15 protein-coding genes are annotated in these 16,108 nt (G+C 54.0%); 8 read left to right on the top strand and 7 right to left on the bottom strand.

The features are described from left to right. The first annotated feature begins 1 nt into the window (after position 1). Positions 2 to 2,449 (top strand): glycogen phosphorylase, encoded by a 2,448-nt coding sequence (gene glgP, locus F3J38_RS15650; protein ID WP_167139859.1) that lies wholly within the window; start codon positions 2 to 4, stop codon positions 2,447 to 2,449. Between the two features lie 159 nt (positions 2,450 to 2,608). Here glgP and F3J38_RS15645 read toward each other — a convergent pair whose 3' ends face one another. Continuing rightward, positions 2,609 to 3,166, bottom strand: a complete 558-nt coding sequence (locus F3J38_RS15645; protein ID WP_167139857.1) for a DcrB family lipoprotein — start codon at positions 3,164 to 3,166, stop codon at positions 2,609 to 2,611. 125 nt (positions 3,167 to 3,291) lie between these two features. Then, positions 3,292 to 3,957, bottom strand: coding sequence for a 7-cyano-7-deazaguanine/7-aminomethyl-7-deazaguanine transporter (locus F3J38_RS15640; RefSeq protein ID WP_167139855.1), 666 nt, complete (start codon positions 3,955 to 3,957; stop codon positions 3,292 to 3,294). Between the two features lie 302 nt (positions 3,958 to 4,259). Between F3J38_RS15640 and tusA the strand changes: the two genes are divergently transcribed. Next, entirely contained in the window at positions 4,260 to 4,508 is a 249-nt protein-coding gene (tusA, locus tag F3J38_RS15635; RefSeq protein WP_167139852.1) for a sulfurtransferase TusA, read from the top strand. On the opposite strand, the gene F3J38_RS15630 is transcribed toward tusA, so the two are convergent. Both F3J38_RS15630 and F3J38_RS15625 read right to left on the bottom strand, forming a co-directional pair. Continuing rightward, positions 4,505 to 6,781 carry a zinc/cadmium/mercury/lead-transporting ATPase gene (locus tag F3J38_RS15630; RefSeq protein WP_167139850.1) on the bottom strand — a complete coding sequence of 759 codons (2,277 nt, stop codon included), beginning with the start codon at positions 6,779 to 6,781 and terminating at the stop codon, positions 4,505 to 4,507. The two genes, tusA and F3J38_RS15630, sit on opposite strands and share 4 nt — an antisense overlap. A gap of 94 nt (positions 6,782 to 6,875) precedes the next feature. Next, positions 6,876 to 7,505 carry a lysoplasmalogenase gene (locus F3J38_RS15625; protein ID WP_167139848.1) on the bottom strand — a complete coding sequence of 210 codons (630 nt, stop codon included), beginning with the start codon at positions 7,503 to 7,505 and terminating at the stop codon, positions 6,876 to 6,878. Positions 7,506 to 7,667: 162 nt separating this feature from the next. Here F3J38_RS15625 and F3J38_RS15620 point away from each other — a divergent pair, with 162 nt between their 5' ends. Continuing rightward, on the top strand, positions 7,668 to 8,027 hold the full coding sequence (locus tag F3J38_RS15620) for a DUF2500 domain-containing protein (RefSeq protein WP_167139846.1): 360 nt from the start codon (positions 7,668 to 7,670) through the stop codon (positions 8,025 to 8,027). A 652-nt stretch (positions 8,028 to 8,679) separates the two neighbouring features. Here the strand turns inward: F3J38_RS15620 and F3J38_RS15615 are convergent. After that, positions 8,680 to 8,949: a DUF1145 family protein gene (locus tag F3J38_RS15615; protein ID WP_084938438.1), complete on the bottom strand. Its 270-nt coding sequence runs from the start codon at positions 8,947 to 8,949 to the stop codon at positions 8,680 to 8,682. Then, entirely contained in the window at positions 8,939 to 9,538 is a 600-nt protein-coding gene (gene rsmD, locus F3J38_RS15610; protein WP_167139844.1) for a 16S rRNA (guanine(966)-N(2))-methyltransferase, read from the bottom strand. The genes F3J38_RS15615 and rsmD overlap by 11 nt, the downstream gene beginning before the upstream one ends. A gap of 230 nt (positions 9,539 to 9,768) precedes the next feature. On the opposite strand from rsmD, the gene ftsY reads away from it, so the two are divergent. From ftsY to rpoH, 4 genes are all read left to right on the top strand, one after another. Then, positions 9,769 to 11,286, top strand: coding sequence for a signal recognition particle-docking protein FtsY (gene ftsY, locus F3J38_RS15605; protein WP_167139842.1), 1,518 nt, complete (start codon positions 9,769 to 9,771; stop codon positions 11,284 to 11,286). 5 nt (positions 11,287 to 11,291) lie between these two features. Then, entirely contained in the window at positions 11,292 to 11,960 is a 669-nt protein-coding gene (ftsE, locus tag F3J38_RS15600; protein ID WP_039331726.1) for a cell division ATP-binding protein FtsE, read from the top strand. Continuing rightward, entirely contained in the window at positions 11,950 to 12,936 is a 987-nt protein-coding gene (ftsX, locus tag F3J38_RS15595) for a permease-like cell division protein FtsX (protein WP_167139955.1), read from the top strand. The genes ftsE and ftsX overlap by 11 nt, the downstream gene beginning before the upstream one ends. Positions 12,937 to 13,176: 240 nt before the next feature. Beyond that, positions 13,177 to 14,034 carry an RNA polymerase sigma factor RpoH gene (gene rpoH, locus F3J38_RS15590; RefSeq protein ID WP_034827057.1) on the top strand — a complete coding sequence of 286 codons (858 nt, stop codon included), beginning with the start codon at positions 13,177 to 13,179 and terminating at the stop codon, positions 14,032 to 14,034. Positions 14,035 to 14,151: 117 nt separating this feature from the next. Here the strand turns inward: rpoH and panM are convergent, their stop codons facing one another. Next, entirely contained in the window at positions 14,152 to 14,538 is a 387-nt protein-coding gene (gene panM / locus F3J38_RS15585; RefSeq protein ID WP_167139839.1) for an aspartate 1-decarboxylase autocleavage activator PanM, read from the bottom strand. Between the two features lie 403 nt (positions 14,539 to 14,941). On the opposite strand from panM, the gene F3J38_RS15580 reads away from it, so the two are divergent. Beyond that, a complete protein-coding gene (locus tag F3J38_RS15580; protein ID WP_167139837.1) occupies positions 14,942 to 16,069 on the top strand; it encodes a branched-chain amino acid ABC transporter substrate-binding protein in 1,128 nt (375 codons plus the stop codon). Positions 16,070 to 16,108: the final 39 nt, after the last annotated feature.

Below are 16,108 nucleotides of genomic sequence, written 5' to 3'. Positions count from 1 at the left end.
TATGAATGCACCTTTCACCTATGCCTCACCCACGCTGACGGTTGATGCACTGAAGCACTCAATCGCCTATAAGCTGATGTTTACCATTGGTAAAGACCCTTCGATAGCCAATCAACACGAGTGGCTCAATGCCTCGTTGTTGGCAGTGCGCGATCGTATGGTGGAACGCTGGCTGCGATCCAGCCGCGCGCAACTGTCGCAGGATGTACGTCAGGTCTATTACCTGTCGATGGAGTTCCTGATGGGGCGCACGCTGGGCAATGCACTGCTGGCGATGGGCATTTATGACGATCTCAATCAGGCGCTCGACGAGATGGGACTCGACCTCAGTGAGCTGATGAACGAGGAGAACGATCCGGGGCTGGGTAACGGCGGTTTAGGACGTTTGGCGGCCTGTTTCCTCGATTCACTCGCGACACTGGGCTTGCCAGGACGTGGGTACGGTATTCGCTATGACTACGGCATGTTTAAACAGAACATTGTTGATGGTCAACAGCGTGAATCGCCTGACTACTGGCTGGAATACGGCAATCCTTGGGAATTCCAGCGCTTTAACACACGTTACAAAGTCCGTTTTGGCGGGCGTTTGCAGCATGAAGGTGCGCGCGTACGCTGGCTAGAAACCGAAGAGATTATCGCGGCGGCCTACGACCAGATCATCCCAGGTTTTGATACCGATGCCACCAACACGCTGCGTTTGTGGAGCGCGCAGGCCAGCAACGAGATCAATCTGGGTAAGTTTAACCAAGGTGATTACTTCGCGGCGGTGGAAGATAAAAACCACTCTGAGAACGTTTCACGTGTGCTCTATCCTGATGACTCAACGGATTCGGGCCGTGAATTGCGTCTGCGTCAGGAGTATTTCCTCGTGTCGGCCACGGTGCAGGATATTCTCAATCGTCACTGGCAGATGCATGAAACATGGGACAATCTGGCGGATAAAATCGCCATCCATCTTAATGACACCCATCCGGTGCTGGCCATCCCCGAATTGATGCGTCTGTTGATCGACGAGCACAAATTCAGCTGGGATGATGCCTTTGAAGTGACCTGCCAGGTGTTCTCCTACACCAACCACACGTTGATGAGCGAAGCGCTGGAAACCTGGCCGGTGGACATGTTCGGCAAGATTCTGCCGCGTCACCTCAGCATCGTGTTTGAAATTAATGACTACTTCCTGAAAACCATTCAGGAGTACTACCCGGATGACTGGGATCTGATGTCGCGCATTTCCATCATCGATGAAAACAACGGCCGCAAAGTGCGTATGGCGTGGTTGGCGGTGGTAGTCAGTCACAAGGTGAATGGCGTATCTGAACTGCACTCGAATTTGATGGTGCAGTCGCTGTTTGCTGATTTTGCACGGCTGTTCCCAGGTCGCTTCTGTAATAAAACCAATGGCGTGACACCGCGCCGCTGGCTGGCGTTGGCGAACCCCGCGCTGTCAGAAGTATTGGATGAGACCATTGGCCGCACCTGGCGTACCGATCTTGGTCAGTTGAGCGATCTGACACCACACATCGATTATCCAGCCTTCATTGAGCAGATCGCCGATGCCAAATTTGCCAACAAGAAGCGTTTAGCGGATTGGGTGGCGAAGAACATGGATATCGTGTTGGATCCGCATGCACTGTTCGATGTGCAGATCAAACGTATCCACGAGTACAAGCGTCAGCTTCTGAACGTGCTGCACGTGATTACGCGCTACAACCGTATCAAGGCCGACCCCACTGCGGACTGGGTGCCGCGCGTAAATATCTTTGCCGGCAAAGCGGCCTCGGCCTATTACGTGGCGAAGCACATCATTCACTTGATCAACGATGTCGCGAATGTGATCAACAATGATCCTCAGGTGAAGAACAAGCTGAAAGTGGTGTTCATTCCTAACTACAGCGTGAGCCTGGCGCAGGTCATTATTCCGGCGGCGGATCTCTCTGAGCAGATCTCTACGGCGGGCACGGAAGCGTCGGGCACCAGCAATATGAAATTTGCCCTTAATGGTGCATTGACCATCGGTACGCTGGATGGCGCCAACGTCGAGATGCGTGAGCATGTTGGGCCAGAGAATATCTTTATCTTTGGCAACACCACGCCGCAGGTCGAACAGTTGCGCAAGGATGGCTACAACCCGCGTAAATACTATGAGGAAGATGCGGAGTTGAATCAGGCACTGACGCAAATCGCCAGCGGCGCGTTCAGTCCTACTGAACCGGGTCGCTATCGCAATCTGTTTGATGCGCTGGTGAACTTCGGCGATCACTATCAACTACTGGCAGATTACCGCAGCTATGTGGACACTCAAGACAAGGTGGACAAGCTCTATCGTCAACCGGATGAGTGGCAGCGGCGTGCGGTGTTGAACATCGCCAATATGGGCTACTTCTCAGCGGACAGAACGATTCAGGAGTACGCGGATGAGATCTGGCATATTTCGCCGGTGAGATTGTAAACCGTAAATTGGCCGCCAATAGCGACTAAATTACGATTCCCAAAATCATTTGAACGGCAGGAAGGCGGCAAGTAATCGAATCCCCGGGAGCTTACTTAAGTAAGTGACCGGGGTGAGAGAACGCAGCCAACGCATCTGCCGTTCGAAGGATGAAGGGGATTACTTGAGTGTAATGCTCTTCACAATAGCATCTGCATCGCTCTGTGCCTGCTGCTGGTTGTCGGCTGGCAGGGTAATTTGCAGGGTTAGCAGCTTGCCGTCCACTTTTGCCAGGATCACCGAAGACCATGAAGTCTGGTTATTGGCCGAAATCACGGTAGCCAGCTGCTGAGCGGGCTGATCTTTCAGCGTCACGGCTTTGTTTGACACGACTTGCAGCTGCGGGTCACGGCTGCGTTGCTGCTGTTCCAGACGCTGTGACAACGCATCAAGCGCTTCATTGGTCGGATCGCCTGCAATCACGATAATAGCGCGCTGGCCGGTTTCATCGGCGTAGACGTGCATATTGGTGGATTCTGAACCGAGTTTGCCGCTCTTATCCGACATCCCCGCGGGCAAACTAAAGCTCAATTTGCCGTCCATCAAGTTGACGGTCTGAGCCGACTGGCTGGCGCTGGCACCGTTGCTACCTGCAGCCGCATCATCTTTCTTCTGGTCGCAGGCCGCGAGGCCCAATACCAACAGACCAATACCCGCATATTTCACTAAGTTACGCATTCTTTTCCCTTTTATGATTCCAGTCTGACGCTTTCTATCCGGTATAGAAACGGAATCGACGGTCAAAAGCAACCGCCGCTTTGTCAGGAAATCTTAGCGTGCTGCGGCGTTTCGTCTATGTGCAATTAGCCGAAATTCATCTGACGCTGTGAAGAACGCTCGGCCAAGCGTTTCAGCATGGCATTGAGCAGTACACCGTAAGCAGGCAGGAAGAAAATCATGCAAATCAGCACTTTGAAGCTGTAATCCACCAAGGCGATTTCCACCCAATGGGCGGCCATAAACGGGTCTGGGCTCTTGTAGAAAGCGATGAAAAAGAAGGCCAGCGTATCGCTAATATTGCCGAGGAACATTGCGGAAGCAGGGGCAATCCACCACTGCGGCAGACGACGCAAACGGTTAAAAACGTGGACATCTAAAATCTGACCCAACGCATAAGCCATAAAACTGGCGCTGGCGATACGCGCGACAAACAGGTTCACCTGTTCCAGTGCTGCCCAGCCCTGCCACTCGCCTTGGTAGAACAAGCAAGAGACGGTGTAAGAGATGAAGAGTGCTGGAATCATCACCGCCAGGATAATGCGACGGGCTAACGGCGCGCCAAAAATACGCACGGTGAGATCGGTAGCGAGGAAGATAAACGGAAAACTAAACGCACCCCATGTGGTGTGGAAGCCGAAAATCGAAACCGGCAGCTGCACCAGATAGTTACTGGAGGTGATCACCAGCAAATGGAATAGCGATAGCCAAAACAGCGCATGCATGCGCTGACGAGCGGAAAAATTAATCATTTCTGACCTTTTTGAAAAGTGGGGTGAGGGAACCCATTGCCATCTCCGTCATACTTCGCGTTGTAGCTGCGTTCGCGTACCCCATTCACTTACTTGTGTAAGCTCCTGGAGATACACGCACTTGCCGCCTTGCTAAAACACGAATTATTTAGGGGATAGCGTCGTATCTGTTAAAAAAACGGCGGCATCTTAGCGCGTTGCGCAATTAATGCAACGGTTAATTTTAACGCAATCGTTATCGCCTTGCGCTGTGAATTTAGCGCGCTAGAATGAGCGCCCACCTCGAATGAAGACAGAGAATCATGAGCGATCCCTTTTCCACGCCTGACCATACACTTGATGCACTGGGCTTACGCTGCCCGGAACCGGTGATGATGGTACGCAAAACCGTCCGCACCATGCGGGCGGGTGAAACCCTGCTGATCATTGCTGACGATCCAGCGACAACGCGTGATATCCCAGGATTCTGTCGCTTTATGGAACATCAGTTGCTGGCACAGCAGACGGAAACACTGCCGTACCAGTATCTGATTCAGAAAGGTCAAGGTTAACGCTGACGCAGCAGGCGCAGCGCGTTGGCGGTGACCAGTGCGGTGGCACCGGAATCGGCTAACACCGCCAGCCACAAGCCGGTAACCCCAAGCAGCGTGGTGACCAGGAAAATCCCCTTCAGCCCTAACGCAATCGCAATGTTCTGACGAATGATGGCGCGCGTGCGACGTGCCAGTACAACGGTGCGCGGTAATAGCGTCAGGCGGTTTTGGGTTAATGCGGCATCGGCGGCTTCCAGTGCCACATCGGTACCGCTGCTCATGGCAATGCCCATGCTTGCGGCTTTCATGGCGGGCGCATCGTTAATACCATCACCCACCATCGCCAGCGATTGCTGCTGCCCCAGTTTGCGTACGGCTTCGACTTTATCGGCGGGGAGCAATCCGGCGCGGTACTCGATATTCAGCTCAGTGGCAATGGCCGCTGCCGCGCGCGGGTTATCACCCGTCAGCATCAGACTGTTAATACCCAGCGCTTTCAGTTGCGCTAATGCGCTCACTGCTTCTTCGCGCAGTTGATCTTGCAACGCCAGCGTGCCGAGCACCGTCTGTTGTTGCAACAGCACCACAACGGTTTGTCCTTGTGCTTCCCGCTGCGCTATCGCCTGCTGCTGATCTTCAGTGAGTTCGCTGACGTCACGCGGTGCTAATAACTGATAGGTGATGCCTTCAATTTGCGCACGAATACCGCTACCGGCTAGCGTTTGCTGATATTGTGCTTGCGGCAATCTTAGCTGGCGACGTTCGGCTTCTTGCAATATCGCTAACGCCAGGGGATGGCTTGAGCCTTGTTCTACCGCTGCCGCAATGCGGAGCAGCGCGTTCTCTTCCCGTGCGCTAAAGGCTTCAACCTGCGTCACCTGCGGTTTGCCAACCGTCAGCGTACCGGTTTTATCAAATGCCATGGTCTGGATGCGACTGAGCCGCTCCAGCGCCGCGCCGCCCTTAATTAAGGCACCCTGGCGTGCTGCCGCCGCTAAACCGGAAGTGATGGCCGCCGGCGTTGAAATCACCAGGGCGCAGGGGCAACCGATCAGCAGCAGCGTCAGACCTTTGTAGATCCAAGGAAGCCATGCGGCACCGGCTATTAGCGGCGGCATTACCATCACCAACAGCGCCAGCAGCATAATCGCCGGGGTATAGAGGCGGCTGAAGCGATCGATAAAACGTTCAACCGGTGCACGATGGCTTTCGGCTTCTTCAATCAATTGCAGAATACGGTCAATGGCACTTTGGCCGGGCTGTGAGATGACTTTCAGTGTCACTAAGCGGTCAACACTGGTGGCACCGGCCATGACTGCTTCGCCCGGCTGGCGCACAACCGGCACCGATTCACCGGTGAGGGCACTTTCGTCAAAGCTGGCATTCAGATTCAGTAGCTCGCCATCGGCTGGCAAACGCCCGCCTGCAGCGACTTCAATCACATCACCAAGACGTAAGTCAGCCAGCGCGATTTGCTCTCGTTGGTGGCCAGTGAGACGCGTGGCCCTATCAGGGCGCAGCGCCATCAATGCCGTGACGCCACGGCGAGCACGCGCAGCAGCATAGGATTCCAAACGCTCACCCAGTTGGAACAGCAGTAGCACCATGGCGGCTTCGGCGTGTGCACCGATCACCAATGCCCCGGCAGCGGCAATGGTCATCAAGGTTTCGATGCTAAAAGGAGAGCCGCCACGCAGCAGTTTTCCTGCGCTGAGGGCAATGGGCGCTAAACCTATCAGTGTCGTCACCACGAACAGGCGATCGCCCCACGCTGGCGCAACCTGGCTGAGCAACACGCTTGCCAGCATCATTACCGTCAGCACCAGCAAGCTGGCATTCTCGCGCCAGCGGTTTGGGATCGCAGGCTGAGAAGGGAGATCGTTTGAGGTTAGGGTAAAGCCGACTTTTTTGACCGCGGTTTCGATGGCAGAGCGGATATCCTGGTGCGCATCCACCACCAGTTTTTCACTGGCAAAAATCACTTGGGCGCTGCGGACCTGCGGGAGTTGTTGCACCGCGTTTTCGATTTTTCGTGCACAACTGGGGCAATCCATCCCGGTAATTTGCCAGCGAAATTGGTGTGAGGATAAGGCGGGCCTGTCGCTTCCGTCGTCGCTTTCGCCGCCAGGGCTGCCGCTGTCGTTATCACAGCAGCCACAGCCGTTTTCAGGTGTCGCGGGCATCGCGACAGAAATTTTTAACGCAGTGGGCGAAACGCTACGAATGGCACACAACGGCTGAGGTTTGCTGTGAGATTTCCCACAGCGGCAAGGATGAGAATGTGAGTGCATATGACCTCCAGAATCAGATGCGGGCCACTGCCCGCAATCCGAATGCTACACTCTGGAGTCCACTCCAGAGTCAAGTGACGAGGTCATCTTTTCTTCAATACAGCCACAGAGAACGCACAATCATAAAGTGGCCGGCGAAGTAACAGGCGGCAACAATGGCGCTATCCGCTCTGAAACGACGGCGATAATGCGTAATAAACCAGACAATATTGGCTAACAGCAACAATCCTGCCCCGACCAGCAGTGAGAAGCTAAAGTCAGTCGGACGGAAGAAGTAGTTTTCGGCTGCCATCCAGTTCATCACCAGCGTCATACCAATCAATGTACACACCGGCCAGCGCAAATCCTCTAACTTCGACCAGATCACGCCAATCACCACGGCACCAATCACCAGCAGCGTCACGGGGATTGGCCAGAAGAAGCTCATGGTCATGTGTGCGGCAAAGCTGATGGTATACAGCAGATGCGACAGGAAGAATGCACCCAGCGCATAGAGCATTTGCTGGCGAGGCAGTAACGTCAGGGCATCACCGACCAACGTGGCAACCAGACCAGCCAGAATTAAATAGTCGGTGGTATTCAGAGTCGGGGCCTGCCATGCCCATGCAACCAGCAAGAGCAGAGTGACGGGCTTAAACAGCCAGCGTTGCCATTGCGGGCCACGGTATGACGCATCGACGTAGAGCCAACCGGAAAAAAGTACGGCAAGAAAAGACCAAAGCATGTTTTCTCCCTTTTCTGGACGCGCAGCCCAGACTATTGAATTTTCCCAAAATCGCGATCCCAGTGTAAGTTACGGGTGGCAAATGTGACAATCGGTCAACTCTGGTTGTATGCTTTGTGGTCTTTCCTTACTCCAGTTACCACGCAAAGTGCGAGAGAAAACATGAGCAAACCACCGCTAATCTTTTTCATCGTTCTGGCGATTATTGCCGTTTTGGCGACCCGTCAGTTTATTAAGCAGCGCCGCGAAACGGCGGTAAATGATGCGTCACCCGTTCGTTCCCTTACCGTTGAAGTCAAAACCAAACGCGAATTCCCCTCGCCCAATCGTCGTTCACGTCAGCGCGAAGAGATTGTGGCTGAAGATATGACCTATGAAGCGATGTTCCATCCGCTTAATGGCGCGAGCGATATCAAAGTGGTGGTGAGCGCCAATGATTATCATCAAATTGATAAAGGCGTGAAAGGGGAGTTGAAGATGAAGGGCAGTCGCTTTGTCAGCTTCACGCCAGCGCAACAATAAAGAGGCCGCTCATGCGTAATGCCTGTCAGTTAAGCATTAGGTGATAACGCAGTCTGGTGCCGCTCTGGGGCTGGCGGTCCTCGCGCCGCTGACGCGGTACCTTCACTTCACTCGTCAGCCTGACGGACCGGCGCAGACGGGGCTTTCCCTGTCCCGGCTGCACCTTTCGCCAGCATCCATGCTGGCTCTCCTGGCTTCCTCATTCCGTTCAGCGCTGCGAAATGCCATCCCCAGAGCGGCACCAGCCTGCTTGCTAACTTCCGTTTACGCTGTTGGAGAGGGCTCGATGGTGAAGACTTTAGCGTTTTTACTGCCACAAAGGGCACCGTGTCTGAGGCCACAGCGCCTCTGATGCTGCAAGGGCTATTCGCAGCGCTGAGGCGGAGACGTTGTGCCAGGAGCCAGGCGCAGGGATGCGACAGGCAGTTCGGGTAGGCCAGGACGGCCGTACCCGAACGTTCCGGCCGGCACGACGTTGCAGCCGAGGGCACCGCGAAGCGGCGCGAGGACGGCCCGGCAGCAGCAGAGGTACTGTGGCCCTCACCAACATGCCCACCCGCGTATAAGAAAAGGCCGCCATTTTAACAAAATAGCGGCCTTAGCCGAACAGGACCTCAACTGACAGGCATTACCGCTCATGCGGCCCCTTCGATTACATTTTCGGATAATGTTTCTTCTGCCAGGCCAGCAGTTCAAACACGCCGAAGAAGAAAATTTTTGCCTGTGTTGCACCACTGAGTTTAGGGGCGTCTTTTGGTTGGGTCGCGCGAAGTAATACCAACTGCAAACCGTGCATGATCACCATGAAGAACAACGCCACGTGAACAAAGTAACGCAACGGCGTAGGGAAGGGATGCACCAGATTCAACAGCAGGAATGCCCACACGCAAATCATCAATAAACGACCCAGATTAAGCCACATCGTGTGTCTCCTGTTGGCGTTGGTAAAGGCGATAGGCCACCTGACCTGCAATCTTTTCTCGGTATAAATCCCAGTTAGCCGGCGCTACAGGCGTGCCGTGCTCTACTTCACTTTCGACGTAAATTAGCGCGTTCTCTGCCAGCCAGCCGTTACTTTCCAGCAGCGTGAGCGTTTCCAGCAGCAGCCCTTTACGGAAGGGGGGATCAACGAATACCACGTCAAAGGCTTCACCCGGCTGATTCAACCACTGTAGCGTATTGGTCTGCACTACGGTGCCCTGTGTAGTGCGCAACGTTTGCAGATTCTGCGACAGCTGCTGAGCAACGGAGCGCTCCATTTCCAGCAAGGTGGCGGATGCAGCATAACGTGACAGCGCTTCCAACCCGAGTGCGCCACTGCCAGCGAAGCAATCAAGGCAGCGAGCCTCCTGAATGTCAGGCGCTAGCCAGTTGAACAAGGTTTCGCGCACGCGATCGGTGGTCGGGCGTAGGCCCGCGCTGTCTGGCACCGGTAATTTGCGGCCGCGCCACTGTCCGCCAATAATGCGGATCTGGCCAGCAGCGCCGCTGTTGCGGGGGGATTTACTCATTTTGCTCACAACTCGTCATAATTTGTTGCGTAGTTTAACGGGCGCAGCAGGTAGAAGAAACGTAAAAAAGGGTGCTGTGGTGCGCTGGCTGGAAAGTGTTAGACTACTGAGTTGATATGGCGCGCGTAATTGCCTGATTTTTACGCCGCTCGCGCGTCAAAAATTGAATTTTTTATCCCCTGGGAACAGCGTGCAACCGGGAATAAGCCATCGAGGAGTGTGGTTACACAATGGCAAATGAGAAAAAACGCGGCTTTTTTTCCTGGCTAGGCTTTGGCAAAGAAGAAGAGACGCAGCAGCCTGCGGAAGAGCAGCAGCAATCCACCGACGTGGCGCAAGAGCCCATCGCTGAAGAGAGCGCATTAGCAAGCGCCGAAGCGCAGGCCGAAGAGACCGTTTCCGTCACTGAGCAGGTTGCCGAAGCACAACAGGCGCATGTTGAAGAGCGTGTTGCCGAGCCGGTTACAGCAATCGAAGAAGAGGTGCTGCCGGAAGAGAATACGCACCCTGAAGTGGCACCCATTGAAGAAGAACCGCAGGCGGAAGAGCTGGTTATCGACGCGCCTGTTGAACCTGCTATCGAGCCACAGCAGCCCGTTATCGAAGCACCGGTTGAACCTGCCATCGAGTCGCCGCAGCCCGCTATCGAAGCACCGGTTGAATCCGAGATCGAGCCAGAAGACGACGTGCTCAGCGACGAGGAACTGGAAGCGCTGGCATTAGCGGAAACCTATGCGGAAGACGCGGAAGCAGAAGCGCAGGATACCGTCAGTGATTTGCCGTTGGCCGCTGCACCGATCATTGCGCAAGAGCAAGAGCGTCCTACGAAAGAGGGCTTCTTTGCCCGCTTAAAACGCAGCTTGGTCAAAACGCGTGAAAACCTGGGTTCAGGCTTTATCAGCCTTTTCCGTGGCAAGAAAATCGATGATGACCTGTTTGAAGAGCTGGAAGAACAGCTGCTGATCGCCGATGTCGGGGTGGAAACCACGCGTCGAATCATTGCCAATCTGACGCAGCAGGCTAATCGTAAACAGTTGCGCGATGCGGAAGCGCTGTACGGCCTGTTAAAAGCTGAAATGGCCGGCATTCTGGAAAAAGTCGATGCGCCGCTCAACGTTGAGGGTAAAACCCCGTTTGTCATCCTGATGGTTGGCGTCAATGGTGTCGGTAAAACCACCACCATCGGCAAAATGGCGCGCCAATATCAGGCGCAGGGTAAATCAGTGATGTTGGCTGCGGGTGATACCTTCCGTGCCGCGGCTGTTGAACAGTTGCAGGTGTGGGGTCAGCGCAACAACATTCCTGTCGTGGCGCAGCATACAGGGGCGGATTCCGCCTCGGTGATCTTCGACGCGATTCAAGCCGCCAAATCCCGCAACGTCGATGTTCTGATCGCTGATACCGCGGGTCGCCTGCAAAACAAAGCGCACCTGATGGAAGAGCTGAAGAAAATCACGCGCGTGATGAAGAAACTGGATGACGATGCGCCGCATGAAGTGATGCTGACGCTTGACGCCAGCACTGGGCAAAATGCCGTGAGCCAGGCCAAACTGTTCCATGAGGCCGTAGGCTTAACCGGCATCACCTTGACCAAACTCGACGGTACCGCCAAAGGTGGTGTGATCTTCTCGGTTGCCGACCAGTTTGGCATTCCGATTCGTTATATCGGTGTTGGGGAAGGCATCGAGGATTTACGGCCGTTTAAGGCCGGAGACTTTATTGAGGCACTGTTTGCCCGAGAGGAATGATTGGGATGATTCGCTTTGAAGAGGTCAGTAAAGCTTACCTGGGGGGACGTCAGGCGCTACAGGGAGTGGATTTCCATCTGCGTCCCGGTGAAATGGCGTTCCTGACCGGCCATTCCGGTGCGGGGAAAAGTACCTTACTGAAGCTGATTTGTGGCATTGAGCGCCCGAGTGCAGGGCAGATCTGGTTTAGTGGTCACGATATTTCGCGTCTGCGTCACAGTGAAGTGCCTTTCCTGCGACGTCAGATCGGGATGATTTTTCAGGATCACCATTTGCTGATGGATCGTTCGGTCTATGACAACGTGGCGATCCCGCTGATTATCTCCGGGGCCAGCGGTGAAGATATTCGCCGTCGTGTATCCGCCGCGTTGGACAAAGTCGGCCTGCTCGACAAAGCGAAAAGTTATCCGATCCAGCTTTCCGGCGGTGAACAACAGCGTGTCGGCATCGCGCGTGCGGTGGTGAATAAGCCAGCGGTGCTGCTGGCAGATGAACCGACCGGTAACCTCGATAATGCGCTGTCGGAAGATATTCTGCGCTTGTTCGAAGAGTTTAACCGCGTGGGTGTCACGGTGCTGATGGCAACGCATGACACAGGGCTGATTGCTCGCCGTAATTACCGCTTAATGACGCTCAATCAGGGACGCCTGCACGGAGGCCATGATGGTCAATAAACGCAATAAGCGCCCCGCTGCGCCGAAAGCGACGAAACAGCCTTCGAAGAGCAAAGCGCTAAAAGGCGGCTGGCAGGAGCAGTGGCGTTATGCATGGCGTGGCACGTTATCAGACATGTATCGCCAGCCGCTGGCAACGCTGCTCACCGTAATGGTGATCGCTATCTCGCTGACGCTTCCCAGTGTCTGCTATATGGTGTGGAAAAACGTCAGTCAGGCGGCCACCCAGTGGTATCCCGCGCCGCAGTTAACGGTCTATCTCGATAAAGCGCTGGATGATACCGCCGCTGAGAATGTGACCGCTGAGCTGAAGAAGTTGGACGGTGTGGATAACGTCAATTACCTGACGCGTGAAGAAGCGCTGAATGAGTTCCGTAACTGGTCTGGCTTTGGTGGCTCAATGGACATGCTAGAGCAGAATCCATTGCCTGCGGTGGCCATCATCACGCCGAAGCTGAATTTCCAGAATTCTGACACCATGGCCAATTTGCGCGATCGCGTAGCGAAAGTGCAGGGTGTTGATGAAGTGCGTATGGATGACAGCTGGTTTGCCCGCTTAGCGGCGCTGACCGGGCTGGTGGGGCAAGTCGCCTCCATGATTGGCTTGTTGATGGTTGTGGCCGTGTTCCTGGTGATTGGTAACAGCGTGCGCCTGAGCATTTTTGCTCGTCGCGATACCATCAACGTGCAGAAGCTGATTGGTGCGACGGATGGCTTTATCCTGCGTCCGTTCCTGTATGGCGGCGCATTGCTGGGCTTCAGTGGTGCAGTGCTGTCGCTAATCCTTTCTGAAGTCTTGGTCCTGCGTCTGCAATCCGTGGTGGCGCAAGTCGCCAGCGTATTTGGTACTACCTTTGCGCTGGAAGGTTTTTCCTGGGACGAAGGGCTGCTTCTGCTGCTGGTCGCCGCCATTATCGGCTGGATTGCCGCGTGGTTAGCGACTGTACAACATTTACGCCGATTTACGCCGCAGTAACCAACAGCAACGTTTTTTGATATACTCTTCCTCTGCTGCCGACGACTTGGGAGCAGAGGAATCTTCCTATTTTCCCCGCCGTCATCTGTGTGTAAAATATTCACTGCTAATATTGAACTTGTGGATAACTTTGTCGTCCAAGTAGCACAGATTGCTTTTGGTTTTTTGGTGACGTTGACATAATGTAACGTCTGCGCCAGGAAACTGTGCAGCAAGTCCATTGAATTTGTGAGGGTTTGAATGACCAAAGAAATGCAAACTTTAGCGATTGCGCCTCTGGGTAACCTGGAATCTTACGTCCGGGCTGCCAATAACTGGCCGGTATTAACGGCAGAAGAGGAGAAGGCATTAGCGGAGAAACTGCATTACCAGGGCGATCTGGATGCAGCTAAGACGCTGATCCTGTCTCACCTGCGCTTTGTTGTTCATATTGCTCGTAACTACTCCGGTTACGGCCTGCCACAGGCGGACCTGATTCAGGAAGGTAACATCGGCCTGATGAAGGCGGTGCGTCGCTTCAACCCTGAAGTCGGCGTGCGTCTGGTGTCATTTGCCGTGCACTGGATCAAAGCAGAAATTCACGAATACGTGCTGCGTAACTGGCGTATCGTGAAGGTCGCGACCACGAAAGCACAGCGTAAACTGTTCTTTAATCTGCGTAAAAGCAAACAGCGTCTGGGTTGGTTCAACCAGGATGAAGTGGAGATGGTTGCGCGCGAGTTGGGCGTGAGCAGCAAAGATGTCCTCGAGATGGAATCTCGTATGGCCGCGCAGGATATGACCTTTGACATGTCTTCGGATGACGAAGCCGGCGAAGGTAAGCCGATGGCACCCGTACTGTATCTGCAGGATAAAACCTCTGACTTTGCCGATGGCATTGAAGAGGACAACTGGGATGCACATGCCGCGGATAAACTGAGCGATGCCATGTTGAGCCTCGATGAACGCAGTCAGCACATCATCCGCGCCCGTTGGCTGGATGATGAGAACAAAACCACGTTGCAGGAGTTGGCCGACAAATACGGCGTCTCGGCAGAGCGTGTGCGTCAGTTGGAAAAGAACGCCATGAAGAAACTGCGTATGGCGATTGAAGCCTGATAACCATCAGGTGCAAAACGGGGCGACTTTTACAGTCGCCCTTTTTATTGCGCATCTGCCAGCCAAAATGCAGCTTCAGGTCTGCGCGTTAAACCACGCCGCGACCTATCCGAAAAATTAACGCACCCAGCCATCTGCCTGGGCATGAAAACCGCAGGCCTGCATAAAAGCGGCGCGCACGTTCTGATCGTCCTCGCCGTCATCCGCTATCCACCAGTCCGTCAGCGCACTGTTCTGGGCAAGGGTGTCTTCTAACAGGTATTGCCCTACGCCACGGCGGCGCGTCACTTCACGCACATTCAGGTGCGAAACCTTCCCCAACGTACCGCGAATCTCCAGCCGTAATGCCGCCAACAGACGATCGTTAAAGCGTGCCGCGTACAGGCGCTGCGTCTCGCTTAACGCAGCTTCTAGTTGCGAAATATCGATCTGCGGCCAGACTTTAGCTAAATCCAATCGATCTTGCGGCGTCAGCGTGGTGATCCGCTGAATAGTGAGCTTCATAACCCTTACCTGTACTGGCAGAAAGGCCATAGTGTAGCGAATTTAGACAGTCAGCGTGCTGTCACTTTTTTGCAATGAAAATAGGTCAAATGCCAGCCGGTTTGCCAGAATTGTGGATGAAGCCATCAATGATCGTTGAAAAAGCCAGCATAATGCCCTGGAAACTTGACTAAAAGATGGCCATAACAACCAGATGATTCTGCTGTTCAACGCGACTAATACTGAATATGTCAGTTGATTTACAGAAGAAAGTTCCTGTTTAATAACCTGAAAAATAAAGCCTTCTTAACAAAAAATGCCAGAAAAGGGTGCTAACTCATTATTTAAAATAAGTTTTCCTCTTTGACTGGCTAGATAAAACCAATCACAACAGACACACGACACAACAGATGGGGAAGTTCGCATGAAAATGAGTAAAGGACGCGCATTATTGGCGGGTTGCGTTGCGTTGGCGTTAAGCCATGCCGCACTGGCAAAAGACATCAAAATTGCCATCGTTGGCGCAGCAACCGGCCCGGTTGCACAATACGGTGACATGCAGTTCACCGGTGCAGCGCAGGCGATTAAGGACATTAATGCCAAAGGCGGCGTTAACGGTGACAAACTGGTTGGCGTGGAATATGACGACGCCTGTGACCCGAAACAAGCGGTTGCAGTGGCCAACAAAGTGGTTAACGACGGCATCAAATATGTTATCGGCCACCTCTGCTCCTCTTCTACTCAGCCTGCTTCCGACATCTATAACGACGAAGGCATTCTGATGATCACCCCAGCGGCGACCGCACCAGAGCTGACTGCACGTGGTTATGCGGATGTGCTGCGCACCACCGGTCTGGATTCCGATCAGGGCCCAACCGCGGCTAACTACATCCTCGATGAGATCAAGCCAAAACGTATCGCTGTGGTACATGACAAGCAGCAGTATGGTCAGGGCCTGGCCGAGTCTGTGCAGAAAACCCTGAAAGCCAAAGGCGGCAACGTGGTGCTGTTCGAAGGTATCACCGCGGGCGATAAAGATTTCTCAACCCTGATTGCACGTCTGAAGAAAGAGAACGTCGATTTCGTTTACTACGGCGGTTACTACCCAGAGCTGGGCCAGATTCTGCGTCAGGCAAAAGCAGCCGGTCTGAATGCGGGCTTCATGGGGCCAGAAGGTGTGGGCAACGCTTCACTGTCTAACATTGCTGGTGATGCTTCAGAAGGCCTGTATGTGACCTTGCCGAAGCGTTATGACCAGTTGCCAGAGAACAAGGCGATTGTTGAAGCCATCAAAGCCAATACCGCGTCTAACCGTAAAGATCCAACCGGACCGTTCGTTTGGACCACCTATGCGGCCATTCAGTCACTGGTTGCCGGTATCGAACGTAGCAAGAGCGCTGAGCCAGATGCGATTGCTAAAAACCTGAAAGAGGGCGCAGCGGTTCCAACGGTGATGGGCAACCTGAACTGGGATCAGAAAGGCGACCTGAAGGGCTTCGAATTTGGTGTCTTCAAATGGCACAAAGACGGTTCTTCTACTGCAGTTAAGTAATTCCGCCCAGAACAGCATTTAACACGCATGTAGGGGCGG

Source organism: Candidatus Pantoea formicae, from assembly GCF_011752625.1.
Classification (GTDB): domain Bacteria; phylum Pseudomonadota; class Gammaproteobacteria; order Enterobacterales; family Enterobacteriaceae; genus Pantoea; species Pantoea formicae.
This window is presented reverse-complemented; position numbering and strand designations above follow the sequence as displayed.